This window comes from Aurantibacter sp. UH7, assembly GCF_056839165.1.
Window position 1 is genome coordinate 3,392,728 of the sequence record NZ_CM166388.1, and the last position, 25,751, is coordinate 3,418,478.

Annotated in this window: 24 protein-coding genes; 10 read left to right on the plus strand and 14 right to left on the minus strand. The window is 33.7% G+C overall.

The window, feature by feature from the left end; genetic code table 11:
- Positions 1-3: 3 nt before the first annotated feature.
- Both UH7x_RS14430 and UH7x_RS14435 read left to right on the plus strand, forming a co-directional pair.
- Positions 4-582: a hypothetical protein gene (locus tag UH7x_RS14430; protein WP_482360627.1), complete on the plus strand. Its 579-nt coding sequence runs from the start codon at positions 4-6 to the stop codon at positions 580-582.
- On the plus strand, positions 560-2,008 hold the full coding sequence (locus UH7x_RS14435) for a hypothetical protein (protein WP_482360628.1): 1,449 nt from the start codon (positions 560-562) through the stop codon (positions 2,006-2,008). Before UH7x_RS14430 ends, UH7x_RS14435 begins: the two co-directional genes overlap by 23 nt.
- A 7-nt stretch (positions 2,009-2,015) precedes the next feature.
- Here the strand turns inward: UH7x_RS14435 and UH7x_RS14440 are convergent, their stop codons facing one another.
- From UH7x_RS14440 to UH7x_RS14460, 5 genes are all read right to left on the minus strand, one after another.
- Positions 2,016-3,137: a Gfo/Idh/MocA family protein gene (locus tag UH7x_RS14440; RefSeq protein WP_482360629.1), complete on the minus strand. Its 1,122-nt coding sequence runs from the start codon at positions 3,135-3,137 to the stop codon at positions 2,016-2,018.
- Positions 3,138-3,140: 3 nt separating this feature from the next.
- Entirely contained in the window at positions 3,141-4,469 is a 1,329-nt protein-coding gene (locus UH7x_RS14445; protein ID WP_482360630.1) for a Gfo/Idh/MocA family protein, read from the minus strand.
- A gap of 103 nt (positions 4,470-4,572) precedes the next feature.
- A complete protein-coding gene (gene msrA / locus UH7x_RS14450) occupies positions 4,573-5,259 on the minus strand; it encodes a peptide-methionine (S)-S-oxide reductase MsrA (RefSeq protein WP_482360631.1) in 687 nt (228 codons plus the stop codon).
- Between the two features lie 108 nt (positions 5,260-5,367).
- Positions 5,368-6,654, minus strand: coding sequence for an invasin domain 3-containing protein (locus UH7x_RS14455; RefSeq protein ID WP_482360632.1), 1,287 nt, complete (start codon positions 6,652-6,654; stop codon positions 5,368-5,370).
- Positions 6,655-7,024: 370 nt separating this feature from the next.
- Positions 7,025-7,714: an arylesterase gene (locus tag UH7x_RS14460; protein WP_482360633.1), complete on the minus strand. Its 690-nt coding sequence runs from the start codon at positions 7,712-7,714 to the stop codon at positions 7,025-7,027.
- A gap of 74 nt (positions 7,715-7,788) precedes the next feature.
- On the opposite strand from UH7x_RS14460, the gene UH7x_RS14465 reads away from it, so the two are divergent.
- The 4 genes from UH7x_RS14465 to UH7x_RS14480 all read left to right on the plus strand — a co-directional run bounded on the left by UH7x_RS14465 (position 7,789) and on the right by UH7x_RS14480 (position 12,469).
- Entirely contained in the window at positions 7,789-8,478 is a 690-nt protein-coding gene (locus tag UH7x_RS14465) for an ABC transporter ATP-binding protein (protein WP_482360634.1), read from the plus strand.
- A complete protein-coding gene (locus UH7x_RS14470) occupies positions 8,475-11,030 on the plus strand; it encodes an ABC transporter permease (protein ID WP_482360635.1) in 2,556 nt (851 codons plus the stop codon). Before UH7x_RS14465 ends, UH7x_RS14470 begins: the two co-directional genes overlap by 4 nt.
- Before the next feature lie 32 nt (positions 11,031-11,062).
- The gene (locus UH7x_RS14475; protein WP_482360636.1) at positions 11,063-12,016 is read left to right on the plus strand and encodes an aldo/keto reductase; all 954 of its coding nucleotides are present in this window, start codon (positions 11,063-11,065) and stop codon (positions 12,014-12,016) included.
- A 213-nt stretch (positions 12,017-12,229) separates the two neighbouring features.
- Positions 12,230-12,469: a hypothetical protein gene (locus UH7x_RS14480; protein WP_482360637.1), complete on the plus strand. Its 240-nt coding sequence runs from the start codon at positions 12,230-12,232 to the stop codon at positions 12,467-12,469.
- On the opposite strand, the gene UH7x_RS14485 is transcribed toward UH7x_RS14480, so the two are convergent.
- Positions 12,470-12,880, minus strand: coding sequence for a VOC family protein (locus tag UH7x_RS14485; protein ID WP_482360638.1), 411 nt, complete (start codon positions 12,878-12,880; stop codon positions 12,470-12,472).
- A gap of 279 nt (positions 12,881-13,159) precedes the next feature.
- Between UH7x_RS14485 and UH7x_RS14490 the strand changes: the two genes are divergently transcribed.
- From UH7x_RS14490 to UH7x_RS14505, 4 genes are all read left to right on the plus strand, one after another.
- Complete coding sequence (locus UH7x_RS14490; protein ID WP_482360639.1) at positions 13,160-13,399, plus strand: hypothetical protein; 240 nt, start codon at positions 13,160-13,162, stop codon at positions 13,397-13,399.
- A 135-nt stretch (positions 13,400-13,534) separates the two neighbouring features.
- Positions 13,535-13,828, plus strand: a complete 294-nt coding sequence (locus UH7x_RS14495) for a PepSY domain-containing protein (RefSeq protein WP_482360640.1) — start codon at positions 13,535-13,537, stop codon at positions 13,826-13,828.
- On the plus strand, positions 13,825-14,625 hold the full coding sequence (locus tag UH7x_RS14500; protein ID WP_482360641.1) for a PepSY-associated TM helix domain-containing protein: 801 nt from the start codon (positions 13,825-13,827) through the stop codon (positions 14,623-14,625). The genes UH7x_RS14495 and UH7x_RS14500 overlap by 4 nt, the downstream gene beginning before the upstream one ends.
- Positions 14,626-14,832: 207 nt before the next feature.
- Positions 14,833-15,072 (plus strand): hypothetical protein, encoded by a 240-nt coding sequence (locus UH7x_RS14505; protein WP_482360642.1) that lies wholly within the window; start codon positions 14,833-14,835, stop codon positions 15,070-15,072.
- 67 nt (positions 15,073-15,139) lie between these two features.
- Here UH7x_RS14505 and UH7x_RS14510 read toward each other — a convergent pair whose 3' ends face one another.
- The 8 genes from UH7x_RS14510 to UH7x_RS14545 form a co-directional block, all read right to left on the minus strand.
- Positions 15,140-15,724 (minus strand): hypothetical protein, encoded by a 585-nt coding sequence (locus UH7x_RS14510; RefSeq protein ID WP_482360643.1) that lies wholly within the window; start codon positions 15,722-15,724, stop codon positions 15,140-15,142.
- A 1,028-nt stretch (positions 15,725-16,752) separates the two neighbouring features.
- Positions 16,753-17,970, minus strand: a complete 1,218-nt coding sequence (locus UH7x_RS14515) for a sensor histidine kinase (protein ID WP_482360644.1) — start codon at positions 17,968-17,970, stop codon at positions 16,753-16,755.
- A gap of 147 nt (positions 17,971-18,117) precedes the next feature.
- A complete protein-coding gene (locus UH7x_RS14520; protein WP_482360645.1) occupies positions 18,118-19,077 on the minus strand; it encodes a DUF1593 domain-containing protein in 960 nt (319 codons plus the stop codon).
- Positions 19,074-20,471 carry a Gfo/Idh/MocA family oxidoreductase gene (locus UH7x_RS14525; protein WP_482360646.1) on the minus strand — a complete coding sequence of 466 codons (1,398 nt, stop codon included), beginning with the start codon at positions 20,469-20,471 and terminating at the stop codon, positions 19,074-19,076. The genes UH7x_RS14520 and UH7x_RS14525 overlap by 4 nt, the downstream gene beginning before the upstream one ends.
- A gap of 92 nt (positions 20,472-20,563) precedes the next feature.
- Positions 20,564-23,929, minus strand: coding sequence for a preprotein translocase subunit SecA (gene secA, locus UH7x_RS14530; RefSeq protein WP_482360647.1), 3,366 nt, complete (start codon positions 23,927-23,929; stop codon positions 20,564-20,566).
- A 183-nt stretch (positions 23,930-24,112) separates the two neighbouring features.
- A complete protein-coding gene (locus UH7x_RS14535) occupies positions 24,113-24,337 on the minus strand; it encodes a DUF2795 domain-containing protein (protein ID WP_013994285.1) in 225 nt (74 codons plus the stop codon).
- A 135-nt stretch (positions 24,338-24,472) separates the two neighbouring features.
- On the minus strand, positions 24,473-25,048 hold the full coding sequence (locus UH7x_RS14540) for a cob(I)yrinic acid a,c-diamide adenosyltransferase (protein WP_482360648.1): 576 nt from the start codon (positions 25,046-25,048) through the stop codon (positions 24,473-24,475).
- 205 nt (positions 25,049-25,253) lie between these two features.
- Positions 25,254-25,751 carry a hypothetical protein gene (locus tag UH7x_RS14545; protein ID WP_482360649.1) on the minus strand — a complete coding sequence of 166 codons (498 nt, stop codon included), beginning with the start codon at positions 25,749-25,751 and terminating at the stop codon, positions 25,254-25,256.

Sequence of the window (25,751 nt, forward strand, 5' to 3'; positions counted from 1 at the left end):
TGGATGTCAAAAGATCTTAGAGAAATATTGAAAGAGGATAACTCTAGTGGTGGAAATTTAATTCCTAAAGGGCACACTGAACGATTTTTAGAACGTTTGGAAACAGAATTACCAGCTTCGAAAAAATCAAGTTTTGTAATCTGGAAAGTGGCTGCTACAATAATTGTATTAGTAGGAATTTCTCTTTTTTATATTAATAGAGAAGATATGGTTGTTTCTGAAGATTCAGTGGTTAAAAAAAGCCTACCTACGAAGAATAATAAAACATTTTCATTAGGTGATTTATCTCCAGATCTAAAAAAGATAGAAAATTATTATGTGTCAACTATCAATTTTGAGCTTTCTAAACTTGAACTTAATGAAACAAATAAGAGCCTGGCTGATAGCTATTTAGAGCAATTGGAGGCACTGGGCAAAGAGTATAAACGATTGAATATTGAATTGAATGAATTGGGCCCTAACGATCAAACTATAAGTGCATTAATAGAAAATTTACAATTACGATTGAAATTACTTCAAAAGTTAAAAATAAAATTAAGCGAATTAAAATCATCAAAAAATGAACAAGATCAAATTATATAAAAAGTCAGTTTTACTTTTGGGCTTAATCAGTTTTAGTGTAATTGCTCAGAATCAAAGTAAAACATTCGAGGAATCATTTAATGTTAGTGATGAAGCTGTATTAGAAATCAATACCAGTCATACCGATATTGAATTTGAAACCTGGAATAAAAATGAAGTGTTCATAGAGGCTACAATAGAAATAGCCGATATTTCTGAAGAAGATGCAGCAAACTATTTTGAGAATAACTCATTCGAAATTTTAGGAAATAGCAAAAAAATTAAAGTTTCTACAAGTGAAGGTAATAGGACTTTTATTCCAACTACATCGTCAATATTTAATTATGTTTATCAAGGGGATGATGATAATCCATTAGGTCTTAACATGCCTCGAAAAGATGAGCTAATTGAGTTAGCAGAAATGCCTGTTTTGCCAAAAGTACATTTTCATGAATTTGATCATAAATCATATAAAAAAGATGGTGAAGCATACATGAAAAAATGGCAAAAAGAATTCTCAAAGGGTTTTGATAAGGATTATGAACAAAAAATAGAGGAGTGGGGAAAACGAATGGAAGAGCGGGCCATGCGATTTGAAGAACGAAACAAGGAGCGTGAACAAAGAATGGAAGATCGGGCAGAGCGAATGGCAGAGAGAGCTTTAGAACGAGCAGAGCGACAACAAGAATTACAAGAGCGTAGAAGTGATCTTGCCATACATAGAGCCCAAATTCTTAAACATAGGGATTCAACTCGCTTTTTATTAACACATAATGATAGTATTAGATCTGGTAATTCAAGCATGTTTTATTATGATTCGAATGATGGAGGAGAGGGCACTATCAAGATAAAGAAAACAATTAAGGTTAGAATGCCAAAATCAGTAAAACTAAAGATGAATGTGAAGCATGGTGAGGTAACATTGGCTGAAAACACAAAAAATTTAAATGCAACGCTATCACACGCCAGTCTAGTAGCTACGACTATTGATGGTGATGAAACTATCATTAATGCTTCTTATACGCCTGTAAGCGTTTTAAATTGGAATTATGGACAACTGCTTGCTAATTATTCTGATTATGTTGAATTGAATGAAGTTCGAAACTTAATTTTACAATCGAATTCATCAGAAATTATTATAACGAATTTGATAAATACGTTGGTTGCGGAAAATAGTTTTGGTCCAATTCATATTAATTCAATTGCAGAGAATTTTACTAAAATAGATGTAAATTTAAAAAATGCAGAGCTTATTTTAAAGCTGCCGAATTCAGCAAGTACAATAAATATTGAAAGTGTTGATTCGAAAATTAATGTACCTGAAACTATAAATTTAAATAAATCTGAGACTGCAGGTGTTGTAACTTATAATGGATTTTATTTAAATAAAAATATTAAGAAAAACATTAGTCTTAAGTCAGTTTTTAGTGAAGTGGTCTTACACTAAGTATAAATTATACTCCTAGTTTGGATGGCCAATATATAGTTTTCTTAGTTATTAATGCATCAATTCCCATTTGAACCGCAATAGCGGTTTTAGCTCCAGCTACAATATTTGAAAATGGAGGTTTTTGTTCTAGAATGCAATCCTTGAAATCTATTAGCGCTTGTTTGCTTGGATTTTGATAATCGACTTGAACTGTAGTTCTTTGTCCGTTTTTAAATATCCATGCATTTTCTAAATCTAGTATTATCGTACCATTATTTCCGTTGATTTTGATTTCAAAGGACTTAGGTTCTTTACTGGTTTTACAAGAAAAACTAGCAGGAATGTTACCTGGATAGGTATATTGTAATTGAATGTTGTCGAAAATTTCTCTATTATCAGAGATGTAATCATTACCGCCTTTTCCAGTCACTTTTTCTGGAACTGCATCAAGAATCCAATTAACAAAATCGATTTGATGTGAACATAGTTCGGCCGTAAGTCCTCCTGAAAATTCACGATACATACGCCAATTTATTAATCTTTCTAAGTTTTGATTTGTTAATGAGTTCCGCCAATCACCGTTAACATTCCAAGTGCATTCAAAACTATGAATCTTACCTAAGGTGCCATTTCTAACCAATTCTCTAACTTCATAAAATAAATTTGAGCTTCTGAATTGATGACCTACTTGTACTGTAGTTTTCGCGGTTTTACTGCTGTTTATTGCATTTGAAATACCATCATAACCTTTTGCCAAAGTACTTTCACAATAAACATGCTTACCTGCATTTAAGGCATCCATGGTTATTTGAGCATGAGAATTGTATGGCGTCGCAATAAGTATAGCATCGATATCGTCTTGCTCTAGAAGTTTACGATAATCACTGTGGTAAGTTGCTGAGCTATCAATTAAATTAGTGACATTTTCTAATCTAGAAGGTATAATATCACAATAAGAAACGATATTTAAATTAGGAATTTTAGCGATAAATGAAATTAATTCTGTTCCACGTTTTCCAATACCGATTATACCAATATTACAATTTTGGTTAGAATTTGTTTTAGGAATATTTGCTAAAGATAAATTAGAAGTGGTAAGAGCTACAGTAGCTAAACCACTTCTAATTACAAAATGCCTTCTTTTCATTTTTTAAAGTTTGGGCTCCCAACCAGCTGCATATTCACGCTTCCAGCTTTGCATAGCTTTTTCATTATTCAAGACTTTACCGGTAGCAGTGTCAATTTTTAATGTATCACCAGCGTCTTGAGCCATATTGCCCAAATGACATAGCATTGTGGAAATACTTGCATCTTTAATTTCTGCATGTAACGAAACATCAGAACGAATACCTGCAAAGAAGTTACCTACATGGTTTACATCTAATCCACCAATACCTTGAGTGTTTGTCGTTGCGCTAGCCGCTCCTTCTTTTTCTTCTTTTATTAGTTCTCCATCCAAACCAAAAAGTTTGTAGAAATTTCTATCCAACATTATAGTTCCCTTACTACCGTATAATGTAATTCCTCTTCCTGGTTGTTTCGGTTTTATAAGTCCTCTACTATGGCCTGTCCAGGTTATAAATTTATCATCAGCAAATTTAAAAGTCACCTGTTGATTATCAACAAATTCCCAATCATCATCAAAAGTATATTTTCCTCCGAATGAAGTAACACTTTCAGGAAGGTCAACGCCAAGAGCCCATCTACAAATATCTACCTCGTGCGTACCATTGTTGTGCATCTCTCCAGTTCCCCAGTTACGGAACCAATGCCAGTTATATGGGTGAATATTGTCTTTGTAATCTTTTCTTGGTGCCGGACCTTGCCATAGTTCCCAATCTAATGTTTTTGGTACATCTATTTTTTTGCCCGTTCCAATAGATCCGCGATTGCTAGAATAATACGCTTCACCTTTATAAACATTTCCAATTATTCCTTTACGAATATCACTTACGGCAGATATTGAAGTTTTAGCAGAACGTTGTTGGTTACCCATTTGTACTTTCTTTCCATATTTTTTTTGAGCAGCAACCAATAAATCATTTTCATGAGGATTATGGCTACATGGTTTCTCTACGTAAACATGTTTACCGGCCTGCATTGCCATAATAGCCATTGGCGCATGCCAATGTTCTGGAGTTGCAATAAAAACAGCATCAACATCTTTATCTTCTAAAACTTTACGAAAATCTTTTTCAACTTTAGGTATATAGCCTATATTTTTTTGGCACCATGCATTATGTTCTTCCAATATAACATCATCAACATCACAACTGTAAATTATTTTTGCATTTGGATCTGCATTAATTGCAATTACATGTGCTTTTGCACGACTTCGAACGCCAATAATAGCACAATTAATATGGTCGTTTGCACCAAGGATATTTGCATAACTATTTTTCGGAAAAATTAGTCCACCGAGAGTTACGGCAGCTGTTCCAGCAGAGGTTTTTTTGATAAAATTTCTTCTAGTGGTCATAATATTCTTTTGAGATTTTAATTTGGTAAGCAACTAATTTACAAAGAAAAAAGCGACCATATAGAAGTCGCTTTGTGATAATTTGTTTTAATAATAAGGATGTTTAATGGGCATCTTCTTTTAAATAGTCTCCAAAATTTTCTTTGAAACGATTTAATCTAGGCACCGAAACATTTCTGATATATGAATTATTCGGGTTTTTACGCTCGTAGTCTTGATGGTAATCTTCGGCTTTGTAGAATTTTTTTAAAGGTGTTACCTCGGTCGTAATTTGTGCTCCGTCATAAACATTTTCTTTAGTTAATAGCTCAATATAATCTGTAATAATCTTTTGTTCAGATTCATTTTTATAGAAAGCAACCGATCTGTATTGTCTTCCTCGATCGGGTCCTTGCCGGTTTAAGGAGGTGGGGTCATGTGAACCAAAAAATACCTGAACCAATGCGGTGAAAGATATTATTTTTGGGTCGTAATAAACTTCTACAACTTCTGCATGAGAGGTCATACCACCGCCAACCTGCTGGTAGGTCGGATTTTTTTCCGTGCCACCAGAGTATCCAGAAATCACTTCTTCTACACCTTTTACGCTTTCAAAAATTGCCTCAACACACCAAAAGCAACCACTGGCAAAATATGCAGTTTCGTATTTGCTTAAGTCTTGTTTTTTTATCTGATTAAGTTCCACTATGTTACCATTGTCAACTTCTACGACCTTCTTTTTAGTAATGGATTGACAACTTGTACTTATAGTTAAAAACGGTAAGAGAATAAATATATTAATGTATTTCATAGCAATCGTTTTAATTTCTTAGTCTTTAACTATTAATTTAACTTACTTATTATAAATAAAAAAGCCCGTCAATAGCATTGACAGGCTTTAATTATAATCAAATTAGGATTATGAACCAACAGTTCCATTACCTAGAACTTCAATAGCTGAAATTTTTGGTTTATCTACAGTAGCTTCTAAAGAGATAGTTAAAACACCATCCGTAACCTCAACATCGTACATACGTGTATCTGGTTTAGCGGCCCCTATATCTTTATATAAATCATATCCTGTAAATACAGGAGTGTCTTCTAATGTTGCATTAAATATTCTACTGCCGTTACCTCCTTGATTTCCTTGAGGGTTATCAACTCCCCAAAAAATCTCAGCAAAATATAGTTTTACCGTATACGAGCCATTCGTAACAGGTATGTTATATACCATTGGTCCTTTTTGCATTGGTCCATTGGCTGGTACTCTTTCGGTAAAGAAAAGTTCATCCATTTCCGTATCTGAAATTTCGGTAAGTAAATCATTCTTATACGATATAGTCCCCGTACTAAAATATTGATCCGCTAAAAAGGTTATTCCATCAAATGTCACCTCTGGTCCACCACAATTAATGCGTATTTGTGAAGGTCCTAAAGCCACCGTAGATTGTGTAGCTTCTTGTGCTGGATTCGAATCATCTGGATTAAAAGTAATATCAGTTGTATTGGTAATAGCAACATCATCTAAAGTACCAGAAACAGTTATTGTCTGTTCTACAGTATTTGTTACAGTTGCTGTATAGGTGCCATCTTCATTATCAGTAACAGCAGAAATGTCTGCTGATCCGGTTACAGCTAAAATAACTGTACCACCACTAGAATTAAAGTTATCGCCATTTTCATCAGCCAATTGAACAGTTACTATAGAAGTTGAAACGCCTTCTACAATTGTTGTTCCAGTTGCTTCAATAATAGTATTCTCATTCGTTGGGTCAACCGCAGGTGGTGTTGTAAATTCAACTTCAGCAGTTTTAGTAATTGCAGTTCCTCCTAGAGTACCTGAAATAGTAACTGTTTCAACAACGGTATTAGTAACTGTTGCTGAATACGTGCCGTCTGCATTATCTGTAACAGAAGATACGGTTGCTGAACCTGTGCTACTTAATGCTACAGTTCCACCACTACCTGTTAATTTGGTTCCATCAGTATCAGCTATTGTAACTGTAATCATTGCTGTAGTTGTACCATCGGCAACAGCAGATGTAGTCGCAACAATCGTAGAATTTGCATTTGTAGGATCAGGAACAGGATTTTCCATCTTTGGAGTGTCTCCACCACCATCATCACTGCTACATGCTATTGGCACCGCCACTAACGAACCAAGCAGAACTAAAGCCAGAATTCTAGTAATAAAGTTAATTTTCATAGTCTTTGTTTTTAATATAGTATTTAAAAATTTTTAATCAAAATTATCGAAGAATTCCCCATTTAACAACTTTAAACTAAAATTTTCGACAAATCACTTTAAGTATTTTCTTCAAATAATGTGCTAAAATAGTACGTGCTATTCTTATTTGTTTTTATTTAACATGTTGATTTACAGTATTTAATATTGATTTTTTGATTATTATTGATTTAAACGGAATGATTTAAATCACTCATTTTCAAGCCACCGTTCTAACTATAGAATTTTAAGATAAAATGCAAATAAATCCTTTCTGTGACTATTGAATCATACTTTGGAAAAAAAGTACTTTCATATTGTCAATATTTTAAATGAATTCGATTCTAAATGTTTACTCAATAAAATTCTTTAAAACAGCCCAGGCATTTTCTGAGACTATTTTATGACCTTCAATTGTTGGGTGAATTCCGTCTGCCTGATTTAACTCAGGTTCACCTGCCACCCCATTAAGTAGAAACGGAATTAATTCTAAATTATTCTCTTTGGCTAAGTCGGGGAAAATAGATTTAAATTCTTCGGTATAATCAGGTCCCATGTTTGGAGGAATTTGCATTCCCGCAAGAATAATCTTAGTCGAGGAATTTTTTTCATGAACTGCATCAATTATTATTTGTAAATTTTTCTTGGTCTCTGAAAGTGGAATTCCCCTTAAACCATCATTTGCACCTAATTCGAGAATAAAAATTTCAGCATTTTGATTTAACACCCAGTTTAGTCGGTTTTTTCCACTCGCAGTAGTTTCGCCACTTAAACCAGAATTTACCACTGTATAATCAAGACCTAAGGAATCAATTTTTGCTTGAATTAATGCAGGAAACGCGTTTTCAGGGTCTAGTCCCATTCCAGCGGTCAAGCTATCCCCAAAAAACAAAATAATTTTATTATTTGTGATGTTCGAAATTTCGGTTTGATCGGTATTTTCTGTTTCAGTATCGTTGTCAACTTTTTTTTGAGACGATTCTCCACAAGAAAATAAAATGATAAATGATAAAAAATAACGAAACTTTAATAGTTTATACATAGCAATTGCAGTGATAAATGGAAATGATTTGCTTATTTTGTTTCCTTTGAAAAAGAAAAATCCCTGAAAACTTTATGACAAAGATATTAAACGTAAATAACCTGAAAAAAACGTATACAAGTGGTGCTAAAGATTTAACTGTATTAGATGATATTTCTTTTTCAATTGAAGCTGGTGAAACTTTCTCAATAGTTGGACCTTCTGGTAGTGGAAAAACAACCCTTCTTGGCTTATGTGCAGGTCTTGATAGTCCTAGTTCCGGTGAAGTTGAATTGTGTGGCACTGCGTTGACCACTTTAAACGAGGATGAACGGGCAATGCTTCGAAATAAGGAGGTTGGTTTTATCTTTCAGAATTTTCAATTGCTTCCAACCCTTACAGCCTTAGAAAATGTGAGTGTTCCTTTGGAGTTACAAGGAGCAAAAAATGCAGCTAAAATTGGAATGGAGTTATTGGGTAAAGTAGGACTAGCAGACCGGTATCATCATTATCCAACGCAACTATCAGGTGGAGAACAACAGCGTGTTGCTCTTGCACGAGCTTTTTCAAACAAGCCATCCATTTTATTCGCAGATGAACCAACTGGTAATCTAGATGAAGAAACAGGAGCAACAGTTGCTCAGTTAATATTCGATTTAAACAAAGAAGCCGGAACAACATTGGTAATAGTTACACATGATTTGGATTTGGCGGAACGAACCCAACATATACTTAAGTTAAAGGGCGGTAAAATTGTTTCTAATGAAAGTAAAGTTCAATTATGAGTGACCGTCCCATAAAAAATGAGCTGGCAGGTACTTCGTGGTTGTTTAAAATGGCATGGAGAGATGGAAAAGCAAGCAGTAAACGCTTGTTTCTATTCATGGCTTCTATAGTTCTTGGTATTGCGGCAGTGGTTTCGATTCAATCATTTAGTGAAAACCTTAAACATAATATAGCGCTCCAATCGAAGGCCCTAATGGGGGCAGATTATAAAATTGATAGTAATAGTGAGCCAAATGAAAGGGTTTTGGGAATTATCGATTCTCTAGGCGGCGCAGATGGTAAGGAAATTAACTTTCCTTCAATGGCAACATTTTCAAATACGGAATCCACAAAATTGGTTTTAGTAAGGGGAATAGAAGGTGATTTTCCATTTTATGGTGAGTTGCTGACAAATCCTTTAAATTCTAGAAATAAATACCAGAAAATTGGTGGAGCTCTCGTAGATGCAACATTAATGTTGCAATTTAAACTTAAGGTTGGTGACTCTATTAAAGTCGGAAACTTAAAATTACCTATAACCGGGAGTTTATCTTCAGCTCCTGGAAGTACTGGTGTAACAACTTCTATAGCACCACCTGTTATTATACCATATAAATTTATCGAGAAAACTGGCCTAATTCAAAAAGGTAGTCGAATTCGTTACAACTATTATTTCGTAGCCGACCCAAATTTAGATTTAAAAAAATTTGATGAGGATCTAGACCCAATTTTAGATGCTGAAAATGCTGATCTTGACACGCATACCTCTACTGCTAGCCAGTTAGGCCGCAGATACGATAATGTCGCAAAGTTTTTAAATTTAGTTGCCTTTATAGCACTTTTATTAGGTTGTGTTGGTATTGCTAGTTCTGTACATATTTATATTAAAGAAAAGTTGCAATCTGTTGCAGTCTTAAAATGTATTGGGGCGACTAGAAAGCAAACATTTCTAATTTATTTGATTCAAATAGCAGGAATAGGAATTCTAGGAGGGGTATTAGGTACGCTATTGGGATTAGCTTTACAGTGGTCATTTCCACTATTATTACAAGGTTTCTTACCTTTCGAAGTAGAATTAACATGGGTTTTTCAGCCGATATTTATAGGGCTTTTATTAGGACTATTTATGGCTGTATTATTTGCTTTAATTCCTTTAATGAGCACGTGGTATGTTTCTCCTTTACAAGTATTAAGAGCACAGGCTGATACTACCGATAAATCACGAATTGTAAATATTTTAATTGTTATAGCAATTGTGTGTTTTGTTTATCTTTTTTCACATTGGCTTTTAGGAAGTTTTAAACTAGCGATAGGTTTTGTTCTAGGAGTTGCAGTAACTTTTGCAATTTTGGCGGGAATCGCCAATTTATTTATGTGGGTTATAAAAAAGTATTTTCCATCTAATTGGAGTTTTACTGCAAGACAAAGTCTTTTAAATCTTTTTAGGCCCAATAACCAAACAATGGTTCTAATTCTGGCTATCGGTGTGGGAACATTTCTTATTAGTAATTTGTATTTCACCAAAGATTTTCTCCTTGCGAAAACGAATATGGAGGCCGGTTCTAAGGCTCCAAATATTATTCTATTAGATATTCAATCTGACGAAAAGGAGACTATAGCGCAAAGTATTACTGAACAGGGGCTTCCAGTAATTGATAAAATACCTATAGTAACAATGCGCGTACACGATATTAATGGGAGATCTGTTAATGATATTCGAAAAGATACTTTGTCGAAAGTTAACCACTGGATTTTAAACCATGAGTTTCGAGTTACCTATAGAGATTCGCTTATAGGTTCAGAAACACTTGAGAGTGGTGAATGGTCTAATAAAAGTGAAATAAATGGTTTCATACCAATCTCATTAGCTAATAATGTAGCAAGAGACGCTCTGGTAGAAGTGGGTGATAAGATGACATTTAATGTTCAAGGCGTTATTATGAAAACAGTTGTAGCAAATATAAGAGCAGTAGATTGGGGTAGAATGCAATTAAACTTTTCAATTGTTTTTCCGACGAAGGTCCTCGAGAATGCACCCCAGTTTCATGTGCTGTCTACTAAGGTTTCGGATGAGGCAAAATCAGCCGAATTACAGCAAGAATTGGTTAGAAAATTCCCAACAGTTTCTATTCTTGATTTACGCCAGATGATTGTTTTAATAGAAGGTATTTTAGATAAGATTTCGTGGGTTATTAATTTCATGGCATTTTTCAGTATTCTAACCGGTATTATTGTTTTAATAGGAGCTGTACGAACTAGTAAGTATCAACGTATTAGGGAAAACGTTTTGCTTAGAACGCTTGGAGCGAAAAATAAGCAAATCCTAAGAATTACGGCATTAGAATATCTCTATTTAGGGGTTCTTGGAGCTAGTATAGGTATCTTTTTGTCATTAATAAGTAGTCAGCTCCTAGCTTATTTCGTCTTCGATACTCCGTTTATTCCATCAATAATTCCATTTTTAGTTGTATTACCGGCTATTGCACTTCTAGTGTTATTTATAGGACTGTCTAACAGCAATAGTGTAATAAAGAGTCCGCCATTAGAAGTTCTTCGTAAAGAAGGAGTTTAAACCATCTAACTTCCTATTTAATTATTTAAGAAATGAAATATAATATTATTCCGAATACAGATTTAGAAGTTTCATCAATTGCAATTGGTACATGGGCCATGGGAAATGATTTTTGGGGCAATGTTAATGATAAGGATTCTATTAAGGCTATTCATGCTTCTTTGGATGCAGGAATCAATTTTATAGATACTGCACCTGTTTACGGTGCGGGCCATGCCGAGACTGTTGTGGCAAAAGCTATTAAGGATAGAAGGGATAAAGTTATAGTTGCTACTAAGGCTGGAGTTATTCGCACTAAAACCGAATATAGGAGAGATCTGAGTCCTGCTCATCTGCAAAAAGATATGGAAGATTCGCTACGTCGCTTAGAAACTGATTGTATTGATTTGTATTATATCCATTGGCCAGATACTACCACGCCCTTAGAAGATTCTATAAATACTTTAATGAAATTTAAACAACAGGGTAAATTTAGATATCTGGCGGTTTCAAATTTCTCAGTAGAATTGATGCAACAAGCACAGAAAATGACTGATATCGTTTGTTTACAGCCTAATTACTCCATGCTTAATCGTAAAATAGAGAAGGATATTATACCTTTTTGTAAAGATGAAAATTTGGGTGTGATTTCATATGGTACGCTAGCTGGAGGCTTATTAACGGGTAAGTTTAGAGACCTTCCTAAATTTGAAGAAGGAGATAATCGAGGGCGTTTCTACGATTATTACCACCAAGACATATGGCCAAATATTCAAGGGCTTTTATCGTGTTTAGACCAAATATCAACAAAACATAACTGTACGGTGGCTCAAACTGCCATAGCTTGGACAATTCAGCAAAAAGGAATTACATCAGTATTAGCGGGAGCTAAGAACGAGAACCAAGCGCTGGCAAATGCTACAGCCGCTAAAATACAATTGTCAAATTCTGATTGTAATAAAATTGATGGTTATTTAAAACAACATCTAAAAGAAGTTATTTTTTAGCATAAATAGCCTTTATCTTTAAAAACCGAAGAGGCATATTGGGATAAAGTGCATCTTCTTTCGATAAGGTGTTTTAGGCGTAGATTACCGTTATCGGTGCTTTTTTACAGTTAAACAGAGTTTTTGTTGGTTAACGAGTATTTGTTCTCGTTGAACGAACCAAACCCCTATAAAACGGGGTCTGAGGGTTTTATATATATAAAACCTACAGTCATGAAAACTATCGCAACTTTAATTTTTGTTCTTTTTATCGGAGTAGCTGCACAAGCACAAACTGCAACAGAAGAAGTTAATATCGACACAGTTGAAATGACAATTATTACAGAAACTACAGTAAAAGAAGTTACTGCTGAAAAGTACACTGAAGTAGCTCGTTTATACAGAAGAACAAACAGTAGAGTTAAGAAGGCATTATCTTTTACAACTAAAAGAAACAGAAGTAAAAAAGCATAATTACTTAAAAAAGGAATATTCTTCAATTAGCGACGTAAGTTCAACAGTATGTCCATCTAAATCATTAGTGTAAACAGAATGATAATAGTAATGATCTTTAAAGCGATACTCAAGATTCAAAGATTCATAGTGATCTATTGCCTTTTTAAGATTTTGCTGGTTCACATGAAAGGCAAAATGATCAATCTTTATAGTTGTAGCATTAATTGGTAATTCATGATGTTCGGGTTCTGCAGGAAAAAGGGCTATTCCGGCCTTACCGGATAATAAAAACACTGGATACTCTCCCCATCTGGGTAGTTTATACGATTTTAGACCTAATACTTTTTCATACCACTTTATAGAAGCTTCCATATCTTTTACAGTAATCGCAACATGGTCCAGCCTATCAATATCAAATATCTTCTCCATCTCATTAAAAATAAGGTATAAGTAGTATATCTAATTATTGATTTCCATTCTTTTTATGAAAACCATCAATAAATGCTAGTTGAAGAAAATTTACAGGGTAATAAACCCGATTAAGAACACCTTCTTTCGATAAGGTGTTTTAGGGGTAGATTACCGTTATCGGTGCTTTTTTACAGTTAAACAGAGTTTTTGTTGGTTAACGAGTATTTGTTCTCGTTGAACGAACCAAACCCCCGTAAAATGGGGTCTGTGGGTTTTATATATATAAAGCAAACAGTCATGAAAACTATCGCAACTTTAATTTTTGTTCTTTTTATCGGAGTAGCTGCACAAGCACAAACTGCAACAGAAGAAGTTAATATCGACACAGTTGAAATGACAATAATTACAGAAACTATAGTAAAAGAAGTTACTGTTGAAAAGAACACTGAAGTAGCTCGTTTATACAGAAGAACAAACAGTAGAGTTAAGAAGGCATTATCTTTTACAACTAAAAGAAACAAAAGTAAAAAAGCTTAATTCAAATACTCTTCATTTAAGAGTATGCATATTTTAATAGGACTACAAGTAGCTTTCAAAGTACTAGCTTATAAATTTACGATTTCAAAAAAGTTATATTTGATTAGGTAAAAGTCGATATCAAACAGCTTCACTTTGAATAAAATTCTATACAAGGTTCATTTGTATATTGGTCTAACTGTAGGAATCCTATTTTTTATTATTGCCTTATCTGGAGCTATATATACTTGGGTGCCAGAAATAGCTGCTATTATTTATAAGCAAAAAGTAAGCCCTAAAAATCAGACTTTCGTTAAAGTCTCGACTTTGAAAGACATTAGTCTAAAGAATTTCCTGATGGAGATTTTCGAGGGGTACTCTTCCAAGGGAAGTCAAGGACAGCAAACGTACTCTTATATGTCCCCGGAACTTATTATTATGCCTTTATGAACCCATATACGGGTGAACTTATTCATTTACAGGATATGAAGCAGGGCGGACTAAATAAATTGAAATTACTGCACAGGAACCTGCTTTTGGGCGATTTTGGAAAAACAATAGTTCATTGGGTCACACTTCTAGCACTAATTATGGTAATTACCGGCATAATATTGTGGTGGCCAAATAAGAAGTTTAAGAGAAAGAATCATTTTATAATTAAATGGAAGTCAAAGTCCTTAAAGTTTTATTTTGATTTACACAATGTTCTTGGGTTCTATGCCTCTTGGGTTGGAGTCTGTATAATACTTACAGGGGTCTTTTGGGGATTTGAACCCCTTCGAAACATAATAAAGAAGACTACCGCAGATAATGACATTTTATATACTTCTCCAGAATCGAATGTAAATGGTATTTCGAATAAGCATGATCTAGCTTTAAAAGTAGATAGCCTGGCCTATAGCTTTCTAGATAATAATCAGAATACATCAATACGAATTATTTATCCGCATGAAGCTTCAGACCCTATTACAGTTGCATTATCCGATGTTCTGCGTAGAATTCATCGAACAAATAATTATTATTTCGATCAATATACAGGACAGTTAATTCCAGGAAGATTTGAAAATGGCTTATATAACGAGTCTAGTGCCTTTAAAATGATAAACGGACTTGCTTATGATATTCATTTGGGTAATATAGGCGGATTCTTCGGTCGTTTTCTGGTTTGTCTAACTTCATTAGTTATGGCCTCTTTGCCTATAACAGGGTTTGTAATTTGGTTTAGCAAGCGCAAATTTCCCTATTAATTATTGTTTTTCTTCATTTTATATTGATTTAATTCCGATTAAAAACAACTTCTTTCGATAAGGTGTTTTAGGGGTTGATTACCGTTATCGAGGCTTTTTTACAGTTAAACAGAGTTTTTGTTAGTTAACGAGTATTTGTTCTCGTTGAACGAACCAATCCCCCGTAAAATGGGGTCTGTGGGTTTTATATATATAAAGCAAACAGTCATGAAAACTATCGCAACTTTAATTTTTGTTCTTTTTATCGGAGTAGCTGCACAAGCACAAACTGCAACAGAAGAAGTTAATATCGACACAGTTGAAATGACAATTACTACAGAAACTACAGTAAAGGAAGTTACTGCTGAAAAGAACACTGAAGTAGCTCGTTTATACAGAAGAACAAACAGTAGAGTTAAGAAGGCTTTATCTTTTACTACTAAAAGAAACAAAAGTAAAAAAGCTTAATAATTAATCTTACTCATCTTTTTAAGCTTATAGCAATTTAAAAGACTTCTCAAGAATTCGTTAATTCTTAAGGTTTAACTACTTTTTTAAGTCCAAAATAATCGCATTTTATGGGTCTTAACTCTAGAAGTGAGTTCAACCCAATAGTTTTTTGATCTTGTTTGAATATATTCAGCACCTCTGTTTTTAGAACATAGAACGTCCATTGGCTCAAATCTAATGGATTAATCGTGTTTTGATCTTTGTTATTTAAAACACAGAATATATAATAATCAGACCATCGTCTTTTCTTACCATCAAAATTGGGGTTTTCTTTATTTCCTATGGTTGGTGCAATTCCGAATTTAATTTCGGAGTGCTTTTGCTGTGACCAGCTTTGTATATAGGCAGCCGAAATTATTTCAATTTTAAGGCCTTGTGTTGTTATTAAGTCAAAGTTTGCAAATTCAATGCGGTAATCAGATTTTAACTCGAGTGCATTTTTGACTATAAATTCAGCTAAAAGACCTCTAGTTCTGTTTTCAATTAAGTTAGATTGATTCCAACTCCAAAATTTTGACAGGCTAATATTTAGTATTTCATTATTAAATTGAAACTTTTCTGTTCCACTTTTCTTTTTTGTTACTATTTCAGGAATAGGCACTTTGCTCATTTAAGTGTAGTTAATGGTTGTGTTTATATGTTGTTTATGTCTTTCAATATCCTGTAATACCAGAGCATGAGCATATATTTTTTCTGTTGCACTATTGCATTTTACTAGTTCATTTTACGAAAATGTCTAGTTCATACTAGTTGAAATGATAATCAAAAAGCAACACTTAAATTTCGCCCATCGGAGGATTGGGCTCTATAAAAAGGGAGGTCTAGGTAAGAAGTGGTCTACTACAAATTAGGCACAAAATATACGCATTACAATATCTATTCGAAAATCTGCAAATAATAAGGATAAACGACCATATTTAGGTTAAAAGTCTTCGTCGAAATGTCTTAAAAGACGTTTTATAGAGAGTAGTTGAATTGGAAATATCGATAATACATCACATTTCAACTAACATTTCTCTAATTACCGATATTAAAAGGCTTTGAACGTTTTTTAAGTAAGTAAATCGAATATCAAAGTTATATTTATATAGTTCTAAGTTTCAGATATTAAAACTTAATCATGAAGGTAATTTTAACTTTAATTCTTATAATCTTGGTTGGTGTTTTGGCATTGACCCAAAAAAAGGAAATCCATGAAAGTAAAATTCAACATAGTAAAGTGGGCATTCTTTTGGATTATAGCACTTTTAGTGATAACAATTGTGAAAAGATTAAGATAATAAACAACAATAAATCGGACCTTGTAAGGTTGTATAGGTTTAAGAACACAAGAATTAAAAAAGCTTTGGTTTTTAGCCTAAGAGGAAATTGTTCAAAGTTGGCATAATAATTGAATCTAAAAAATTGGCTGGGCCGTCCAGAATGGGGGTGAAGCACTAATCTAAAATATGATAATGATACTAATAGCACTTATTACTACAATAGCTTTAGTTTTAGGAACGATAGCAATTTCTTTTAAAAAGAAACGTCAAATGCGTCCTATCAAAGTTCGAGTTAAAAAATAAACGAGAATAACAACAAGTAAAAAAAAACTCTGCTTTCTAAAAAAGCAGAGTTTTTTTTGGTAAAAATTTGTTCTTAGGCAACAGAGTGCAAATTTTGACCAACATCTCTAAATCTAATAATATAATTTGTGCCTTTTTTAGAAAGATCTCGAGTAATTGTACCTCTTAATTGCCGAGTAAGATTGTTAATTAGTTTTAAACCAAGTGATTTTGTGTTTTTATAGGTTACCTCCTCAGGCATGCCAACTCCATCATCACCTATATTTAAAACAAAATCTTCTAAGCTTTCTTTCTTCAGTTCAATATTAATTTCACCTTCTAAATCATCTTTAATGCCATATTTTAGGGCGTTGGTAATAGCTTCGTTAATCAACAATCCCAATGGAATAGCAGTATCGATACCTAATTTTACATCTTCAATATTCAACTTCAATTTCACATTATTCTCAGAGCCTTTTAATGAGCGAATTAAATATTCGCTGAGTTCTTTTACGTATGATTTGTATTCAATTTTCGATAAATCATCACGCATATACAGCATTTCATGAACCATAGCCATTGAAATAACGCGGTTTTGACTACTCTTAATTAAACTTTTCATATTTGGGTCTTCTAGATTTCTCGATTGCAGACTCAATAGGCTGGATACTGTTTGTAAATTATTTTTTACTCTATGGTGTATTTCTTTTAGAAGAGTCTCTTTTTCATGAATTCGCTTTTCTATTTCTTCTTTACTCTTATAGAGATTGTGGTGTGCACGAAGTAAGTTTTTACCAAATACCCCACCTATTAGATATACAGAAAACAAAACACTAACTAGTGCAAACAAATCCCTTGATTGTTCTGGTATTACGTTTGTTGAAAAACTAAAATCGGTAATGCTCTGGGAATAAATTAATAAGATTATTAGTAAATTCAGGTTTAAATAAAGGCTACCATACGATTTTGTTGAAACATAGCCTGCTACCACTATAAGGGCTAAAACAAAAATAAAAGGACTGTTAATACCCCCACTGTATAAGGTAATTATTATGGCTCCAGCAAGTGTCATAATTGACACAATATTATAGGTGAGTACTAAGTTTTTATGATATTGATATAAAATTATATTTATCAGGTTTATAACACCGAATGTCCAAAATATATATGGAATAACTTCGGTAATATTAAGTGCATAAAAACAAAGCGTACCGAAAACAAGTGCAAAAAACGAGGTAAAATAACAAACCCGTTTAACTAATCTGGCTTGATTTGCAAGGCGATCGTGCCTGATTATATCTTTTTCTTCCATAGTAGAAATGTTTTCCTTTTGGATAATAGTAGTCAGAGAAATACGCTAGTTATCATTTAATGGGATGTTTGAATAAGTAAAACTAACTATGTTTTCTATTATTTTCAAGACTTATCACACTTAATTATATTGATTAACAAGTACTTTCTAAGGGTTTTTAGTTAGAAAAGCCATCCTTTTTCTCCAATCATCGAGGTACATTTTTCTATGTATACTTACGGTTTTCGCACCAATATGTTTTGAAGTTTTAAGTGAATCGATGGGATTATCCACCCAATAATTATCTCCATGAGAACTTTTAATAAATGCACCACCCCAGCTAGAATCTGTTGGGTCATCAATATTACCAGATAAAAAATATAGAACCGAAGGAGTGTCTCCCATTTTTATATCTTTTTTCTGTTGATAAAAAAGTTGCCCTAAGGCACCATAATTTTTTATAAAACTTGATACAAATGAAATATTACCGTATTCATTTTCCTGATATCCGCCTTGGTACATCCCCCTAAAAGTGTGGTCATTTTCAATCCACCATAAATCACTATGATTATTAAAAAGATACTCTCTTGCTTTTGGATCTTGCCAAGTGTTCCAAGATCCTATAGAATAAACACGTATTTTCTTTTTAATCTCTGGGTTGTGATGTACAGCTTGTGCAACATCTGTAATTGAGCCCCAGACTAGAATCCAAAGTGGGCTTGTTTCATCTTCCATAGCCTTTTCGATAATATAGTTAGCCCCTTCAGATACATCTTGCGGAATCTCTTCTACTTGTGGCTCTAAAGCTCCTTGTTTTGTGCGATTTCTGAGAATTTCAGGTTCAATATAATTTGATGAATGCTTTTTAAGTTGCTCATAATCTTTTTCATAGGCTCTAATGGCTTCAAGAATATCTTTCTTTCTACCTGAACTCGGAGGAGAACTTATTAAACCTTCAATATCAAATTTATCAGCATAAACTAATAAATGTACTAGTGATTGAAAGTCATCTGGATCATCACCACCAATGTCTGTGCTTACAATAATTCTTGGTAGTTCCGATTGTCCAATTATATTCGAGACTGAAAAGATGAAGCAAATAAAAAATACTACTAAATTTTTCTTCATACTTTCCGTTTCTCTTGTGGTACAAGGTCGGTAAGATCTCCGATACTTATAGGTTTACCATTTTCGATGCTTCGTCGGGCCGCAATGCCAATTAAAACAGACATAGCCCCATCACGTATACCTGCAGGTCTTTGGTATGGATCTTCTCCTTCTGAATTTTTAAACATTGAATCTTGCAGTTTTTTGTCACCACCGCCATGGCCGGCTTTGGTGGTTTTAACATCTACAGTTTCATAGTCCTTCCAGAGTTTATGTACAATTATAGGCTCTAAATCAAACAATTCTTTATTCGATTGGTCCATTTCAGCTTTATGTAAGGCCTCTTGATCGACTACAGTTGCTTTTGTATACGGAATATCTAACCATGCCTCTATACGCCCTTCTGTGCCATTAAATGCAACACGCCAGCCTTCGATAGGAGAGTAGGTGGTTAGTGAATAGTTAAGCACTGTATTATTCTTGTATTTTACTTGGGCAGACATTTTATCATAGATATCAATTTCTTTCCTAAAAAGACAATTGTCACGTATATACCCATCATGTTCTTCGTTATTTACATATAGGTCCATAGCACGCTTGTCTTGGGTAATGTCCCAGTAATAATTACAGTCTTTTTTATGGTTGCATGTTCTGCAATTATCTCCTCTAAAAGGTCCGTTTTTTCCGTAATGTTCTAAATCACCGTAAGCGAATACCTCCTCTGGATCAGAATCTATCCACCAATTTAACAAATCAAAATGATGCGTAGATTTATGCACCCAAAGTGATCCTCCGTGTTCTTTTAAGCCGTGCCAACGTCGAAAATAAGATGCCCCATGATAAGTGTTTAAATACCAATGAAAATCTACAGAGGTTAATTTGCCTATACTATTGTTTTGCAGTAACTCTTTTACTTTGGTTACGTACGGGTTCCAACGGTAATTGAATCCTACAATTAGTTTTTTGTGAGATTTCTTCTCGGCATCTAAAATTGCCTGACACTTAATTTCATCCGTTGTTAAGGGTTTTTCAGTGAGTACGTCGCAACCCATTTCTAATCCTTTTATAATAAACTCGTGGTGGCTAGAATCTTTAGTAGTTACTATAATAAGATCTGGTTTTGATTTGTTAACCATGTCTTCAAAATCGGTAAACGTTTTACATTTCACTCCTATATAGCCTTTAGCATATTCTAGCCGACCAGGATTAATATCACACAAGCCTACGAATTCTAGAATATCAGAATATTCATCAACCAGTCTTTTTCCCCAGAAACTAGAACCTCTAACACCAGTGCCTACTAATACTACCTTTAGTTTTTTGTTTTTTCCAAAGTCAAAGGCATGTATTGGTATAGCAGAACTAGCTGCCAACATACTAATTGAGGTTATAAATTTTCTACGGGAGTTTGTCATTTTCAATTATTTTAAGTTTCACTTAAATATATTGAATTTTGAACAAAAAAAAGGCGATTAATTAAATCGCCTTTTTTTTGTTTTGAAATATTTTAGTCATCGGTTAATACCCATTCACCTTTGCTTATTAAGACCTCGGCCTGTTTGTATTTTAACGTTTTACTTTCTCCAGACATTATATTCTTAATAGTAACGCGTTCGTTTCTACCAATTTTACGAGTATCTCGTACAATCGTTTCTGTAACCTGTTGTCGTTGACCTTGGCTTTGACCCGCTGCTCTATTTAAAGCAGCTAATTCATCACTATTAGGAATATCTTCTTTCGAAGTTTGTATATTTTCCTTAGGTCTTTGCGTTTGACGAGCCTCTTGAATTTCGTTAGGATTACCACTAGGCAACTCACCTTTAAACAAGAAAGAAACAACTTCTTTGTTTACCTTTTCAATCATTGATTTAAACAATTCAAAAGCTTCAAATTTGTAAATCAATAAAGGGTCTTTTTGTTCATGTACCGCCAATTGAACAGACTGTTTTAATTCATCCATTTTGCGAAGGTGTGTTTTCCACGAATCATCAATTATTGCTAACGTAATATTCTTCTCAAAATCGGTTACCAATTGTTTACCATTACTGTCATATGCATCTTGAAGATTTGTAACAACATTTAATGTTTTAATACCATCAGTAAATGGAACAACTATACGTTCAAACTTGTTGGCACTATCTTCATATACTTTTTTAATAACAGGAAAAGCAGTGGCAGCATTTCGTTCAATTTTAACCTGATAATGGTCGTATGCTGTCTTATAAATGGCATTTGCCAATTCTTGAAAGCTCATTTTTGAAAAATCAGCTTCAGAAACCGGAGAAGTTATTGAGAAAAATTTGATTAATTCAAACTCAAAATTCTTAAAGTCATTTGCATTTTTATTGGTCTCTGCAATTACCTCACAGGTATCATAAACCATATTAGCAATATCTACTTTTAAACGTTCACCTTGTAATGCATGTCGTCTTCTTTTATACACAACTTCACGTTGAGCATTCATAACATCATCATATTCAAGTAAACGCTTACGAACCCCAAAGTTATTCTCTTCTACTTTTTTCTGTGCACGTTCAATAGACTTGGTCATCATTGAATGCTGAATAACTTCACCATCTTCAAGCCCCATTTTATCCATCATTTTAGCTACGCGTTCCGAGCCAAATAATCGCATTAGATTATCTTCTAATGAAACATAGAATTGCGAACTACCCGGATCACCTTGTCGACCAGAACGACCTCTTAACTGCCTATCAACACGTCTAGAGTCATGCCTTTCTGTACCTACAATTGCCAATCCGCCAGCATCTTTTACCTGCTGTGATAATTTAATATCGGTACCTCTACCTGCCATGTTCGTAGCAATAGTAACAATACCTGCGTTACCTGCTTCTGCGACAACATCTGCTTCTTTCTTATGTAATTTTGCATTCAATACATTGTGCTCCACTTTTCTAATATGTAACATACGAGAAAGTAGTTCGGAAATTTCAACCGATGTTGTACCTATTAATACAGGTCGCCCTTGTTGAGACAGTTTAGTGACTTCATCAATTATTGCATTGTATTTTTCACGCTTTGTCTTATAAATTAAATCGTGTCTATCGTCACGGGCAATGGGTCTATTGGTAGGAATCTCCATTACATCTAACTTATAGATTTCCCAAAATTCTCCAGCTTCAGTAATCGCAGTACCCGTCATACCTGACAGTTTGCGATACATTCTAAAATAGTTCTGTAATGTAACAGTTGCAAATGTTTGAGTTAGCGCCTCAATTTTTACATTTTCTTTTGCTTCAATAGCTTGGTGAAGTCCGTCTGAGTAGCGACGGCCATCCATAATACGACCGGTTTGCTCATCAACTATCATCACCTTATTTTCCATAACCACATATTCAACATCTTTTTCGAATAAGGTATAGGCCTTTAATAATTGACGCATGGTATGAATACGTTCGCTTTTAACGCCAAATTCTTTGAATAATTTATCTTTTAATTCAGCTTCCTCTTCAATATCAAGATTTTGATTTTCGATTTTAGCGATTTCACCACCAATATCGGGCATAATAAAGAAATCTTTATTGTCACTGCTACCAGATATATGTTCAATTCCTTTATCGGTTAATTCAATTTGATTGTTTTTCTCTTCAATTACAAATAACAATTCTTCATCAACAATCGGCATTTCGCGGTTGTTATCTTGCATGTAGTAATTTTCAGTTTTTTGTAATAACTGTTTTATACCTTCTTCACTTAAATACTTTATAAGTGCCTTATTCTTAGGTAAACCTCTATGCACACGAAGTAAAAGAAAACCACCTTCTTTGGTGTCGCCTTCAGCAATTTTCTTTTTAGCTTCAGCAAGAACACCTGTTAAATACTGTCTTTGTTTTTGAACTATATCGGCAATTTTTGGTTTCAACTCGTTAAATTCATGACGCTCACCTTCTGGTACAGGACCAGAGATAATTAAAGGCGTACGAGCATCATCAACTAAAACTGAATCCACCTCATCTACAATTGCGAAATTGTGTGGTCTTTGCACCAAATCTTTTGGTGTATGAGCCATATTGTCACGTAGGTAATCAAAACCGAATTCATTATTGGTACCGTAAGTGATGTCAGCATTATATGCGGCGCGTCTGCCGTCCGAGTTTGGTTTATGATAATCAATACAGTCCACCGTTAGTCCATGAAATTCAAATATAGGAGCCATCCATGCACTATCTCGCTTCGCTAAATAATCATTAACGGTAACTAAATGCGTTCCATTTCCTGTCAAGGCATTTAAATAAAGTGGTAATGTTGCCACTAAGGTTTTACCTTCACCAGTATGCATTTCAGCAATTTTTCCTTGGTGCATAGCAATACCTCCGATGAGCTGTACATCGTAATGCACCATATCCCAAGTAACTTCTTTACCTGCGGCGTTCCATGAATTTTGCCAAATAGCATTATCACCATCTAAGGACACATATTCTTTGGAGCCCGATAATTCTCTATCTCTTTCGCTAGCCTCAACAGTTAAGGTTTTATTAGCGACAAAGCGTTTCGCCGTTTCTTTAACAACGCCAAAAGCTTCTGGTAGAATATCGTTTAAGGTCTTTTCTGAAATAGTATATATTTCATCTTTTAGCTTATCAATTTCCGCATAGATATCTTCATTTTTATCAATATCATTTGATGCTTGAACTTCTGCTTGAAGGGCTTCAATTTTACTTGTTTCTTTCGAATAACTATCTCTTATTTTAGATTTAAACTCTTCAGTCTTCGCTCGAAGTTCGTCAATGCTCAGGGCTTCAAGAGCTTGTTCGAAAGATTTAATTTTATTGAGTAGTGGTTGTAGTTCTTTGACATCTTTCTTAGACTTATCGCCAACGAACGTTTTTAATATAGAATTGAGTAAACTCATAATCGGTATTTGTTATTTCTGAATCACCTGAAAACCTTAGGAATGCTTCTGAAAATTATTGTCAACAGTAAAGCAAAAGGTATTCCAGTTATGATTTTCTTAGAAAAGATCTTCAATTGCTGACAAAATTACATAAAAAAAAAGCCTCCGAAGAGACTTTTAAGACACATTTAGGTCTATATTTTAATATTCATCCTCGTTCCAGAGGTAGTCTTCTTCCGTTGGGTAGTCGGGCCAAATCTCTTCTATAGATTCATAAATTTCGCCACCTTCTTCTTCCATTGATTGTAGATTTTCTACAACTTCTAGAGGTGCTCCTGTTCTAATAGAGTAATCTATTAGTTCATCTTTTGTGGCCGGCCAAGGTGCATCACTTAAATAAGATGCTAATTCTAATGTCCAATACATCGCAGTAGTTTGATTTTTAATTTTTTGCAAAAATAATTTTATTACTGACACTGCCAAGCTTTTTGGACTTATTTTCTTCAGAATAAGCAATTATTTCAACCTTAATAATTTGATAACGGATAAATTACGGATTTATTAGCCGTTTTTAGCAGGCATCCATTTTATTTCATCCACGTTTAAATCTAATGTCAATTTCCGTGCCAACACGAATAAGTAGTCCGATAATCTATTTAAATAGGCAAGTACATTAATTTCAATGGCCTGCTGTTCATTTAGTATTGAAGCAGATCGCTCTGCACGCCTACAAACTGTACGTGCAATATGGCAGTATGAAATAGTTGTGTGCCCTCCTGGTAAAATAAAATGTGTCATTTCCGGAAGCATTTTATTCATATGATCAATTTCATCTTCTAACAGACTAATATCCGTTGTATTAATTTTATTAATATTCAGGCGTTCTTTTCCAGATTTTAAGATAGCTTTTTCCGGGTCAGTTGCCAAAATGGCACCTAAAGTAAAAAGTTTGTGCTGTATTAGTAAAAGTAATTCTTTGCTAGAATCGTTAATTTCTTGGTCTTTTAATAAACCAACCCAGGAATTTAGCTCATCAACACTGCCTAGAGCATCAATTCTGAGGTGATGTTTTGAAACACGAGTTCCACCATACAATGATGTTTCTCCTTTGTCACCAGTTTTAGTATATATTTTCATAATTAATATTCAAGTTTAAATACTAAAATCTAATACAGTTTTAATTATTGTTTTTTTCTCTCTTTTCTGGTATTGCCTTCCATGAATTTTTTAGACTTTCGTTGTCTCGACCGACTTCTATTACGCATTGAAATAATAAGATAAATCGCAAATAGAACTCCTGCTATGATATATATTGATTTGTCCATGATTTAAAATTACTTGTTTACAGTCGAATCTTAAAATGTTCTTTTACTTGTTCTTTTCTTAAAAATACAACTCCGCAATAAAAGAAATCTATTGTTACTGTTGCTGCTTCAGACTTGATAATTTGATGCCATTGCAGTATTGATTCTTTGTTTTTATTAATATCATTAATTAAGAGCATTGAATTATTATGTGTTTTTTCTTTAGAAAAAAACAAGTTTACTAATTCAGGAGTAACAATATCTGTATAAATTAGGTCAATCGAATTTTCATTGAATGTACAATCTACAAACTTTTCGTTTATCAGAGCTGTCACCATTTTATTATCGATAATCTGCAAAGATTTATAATCGAAATATGTAATGCTCTTCAGTAGAACATCAAGTGTTTTAGATTTTTTATAAATTTTATTAAGATATAAACATTTTGTAATATAATTAAAAACAAAAGGGGAGTGCACCCCATGATGGTTAGTGGCTGATGAGAGAAATTTTAGATGTTTTAGAAATTTAGACAT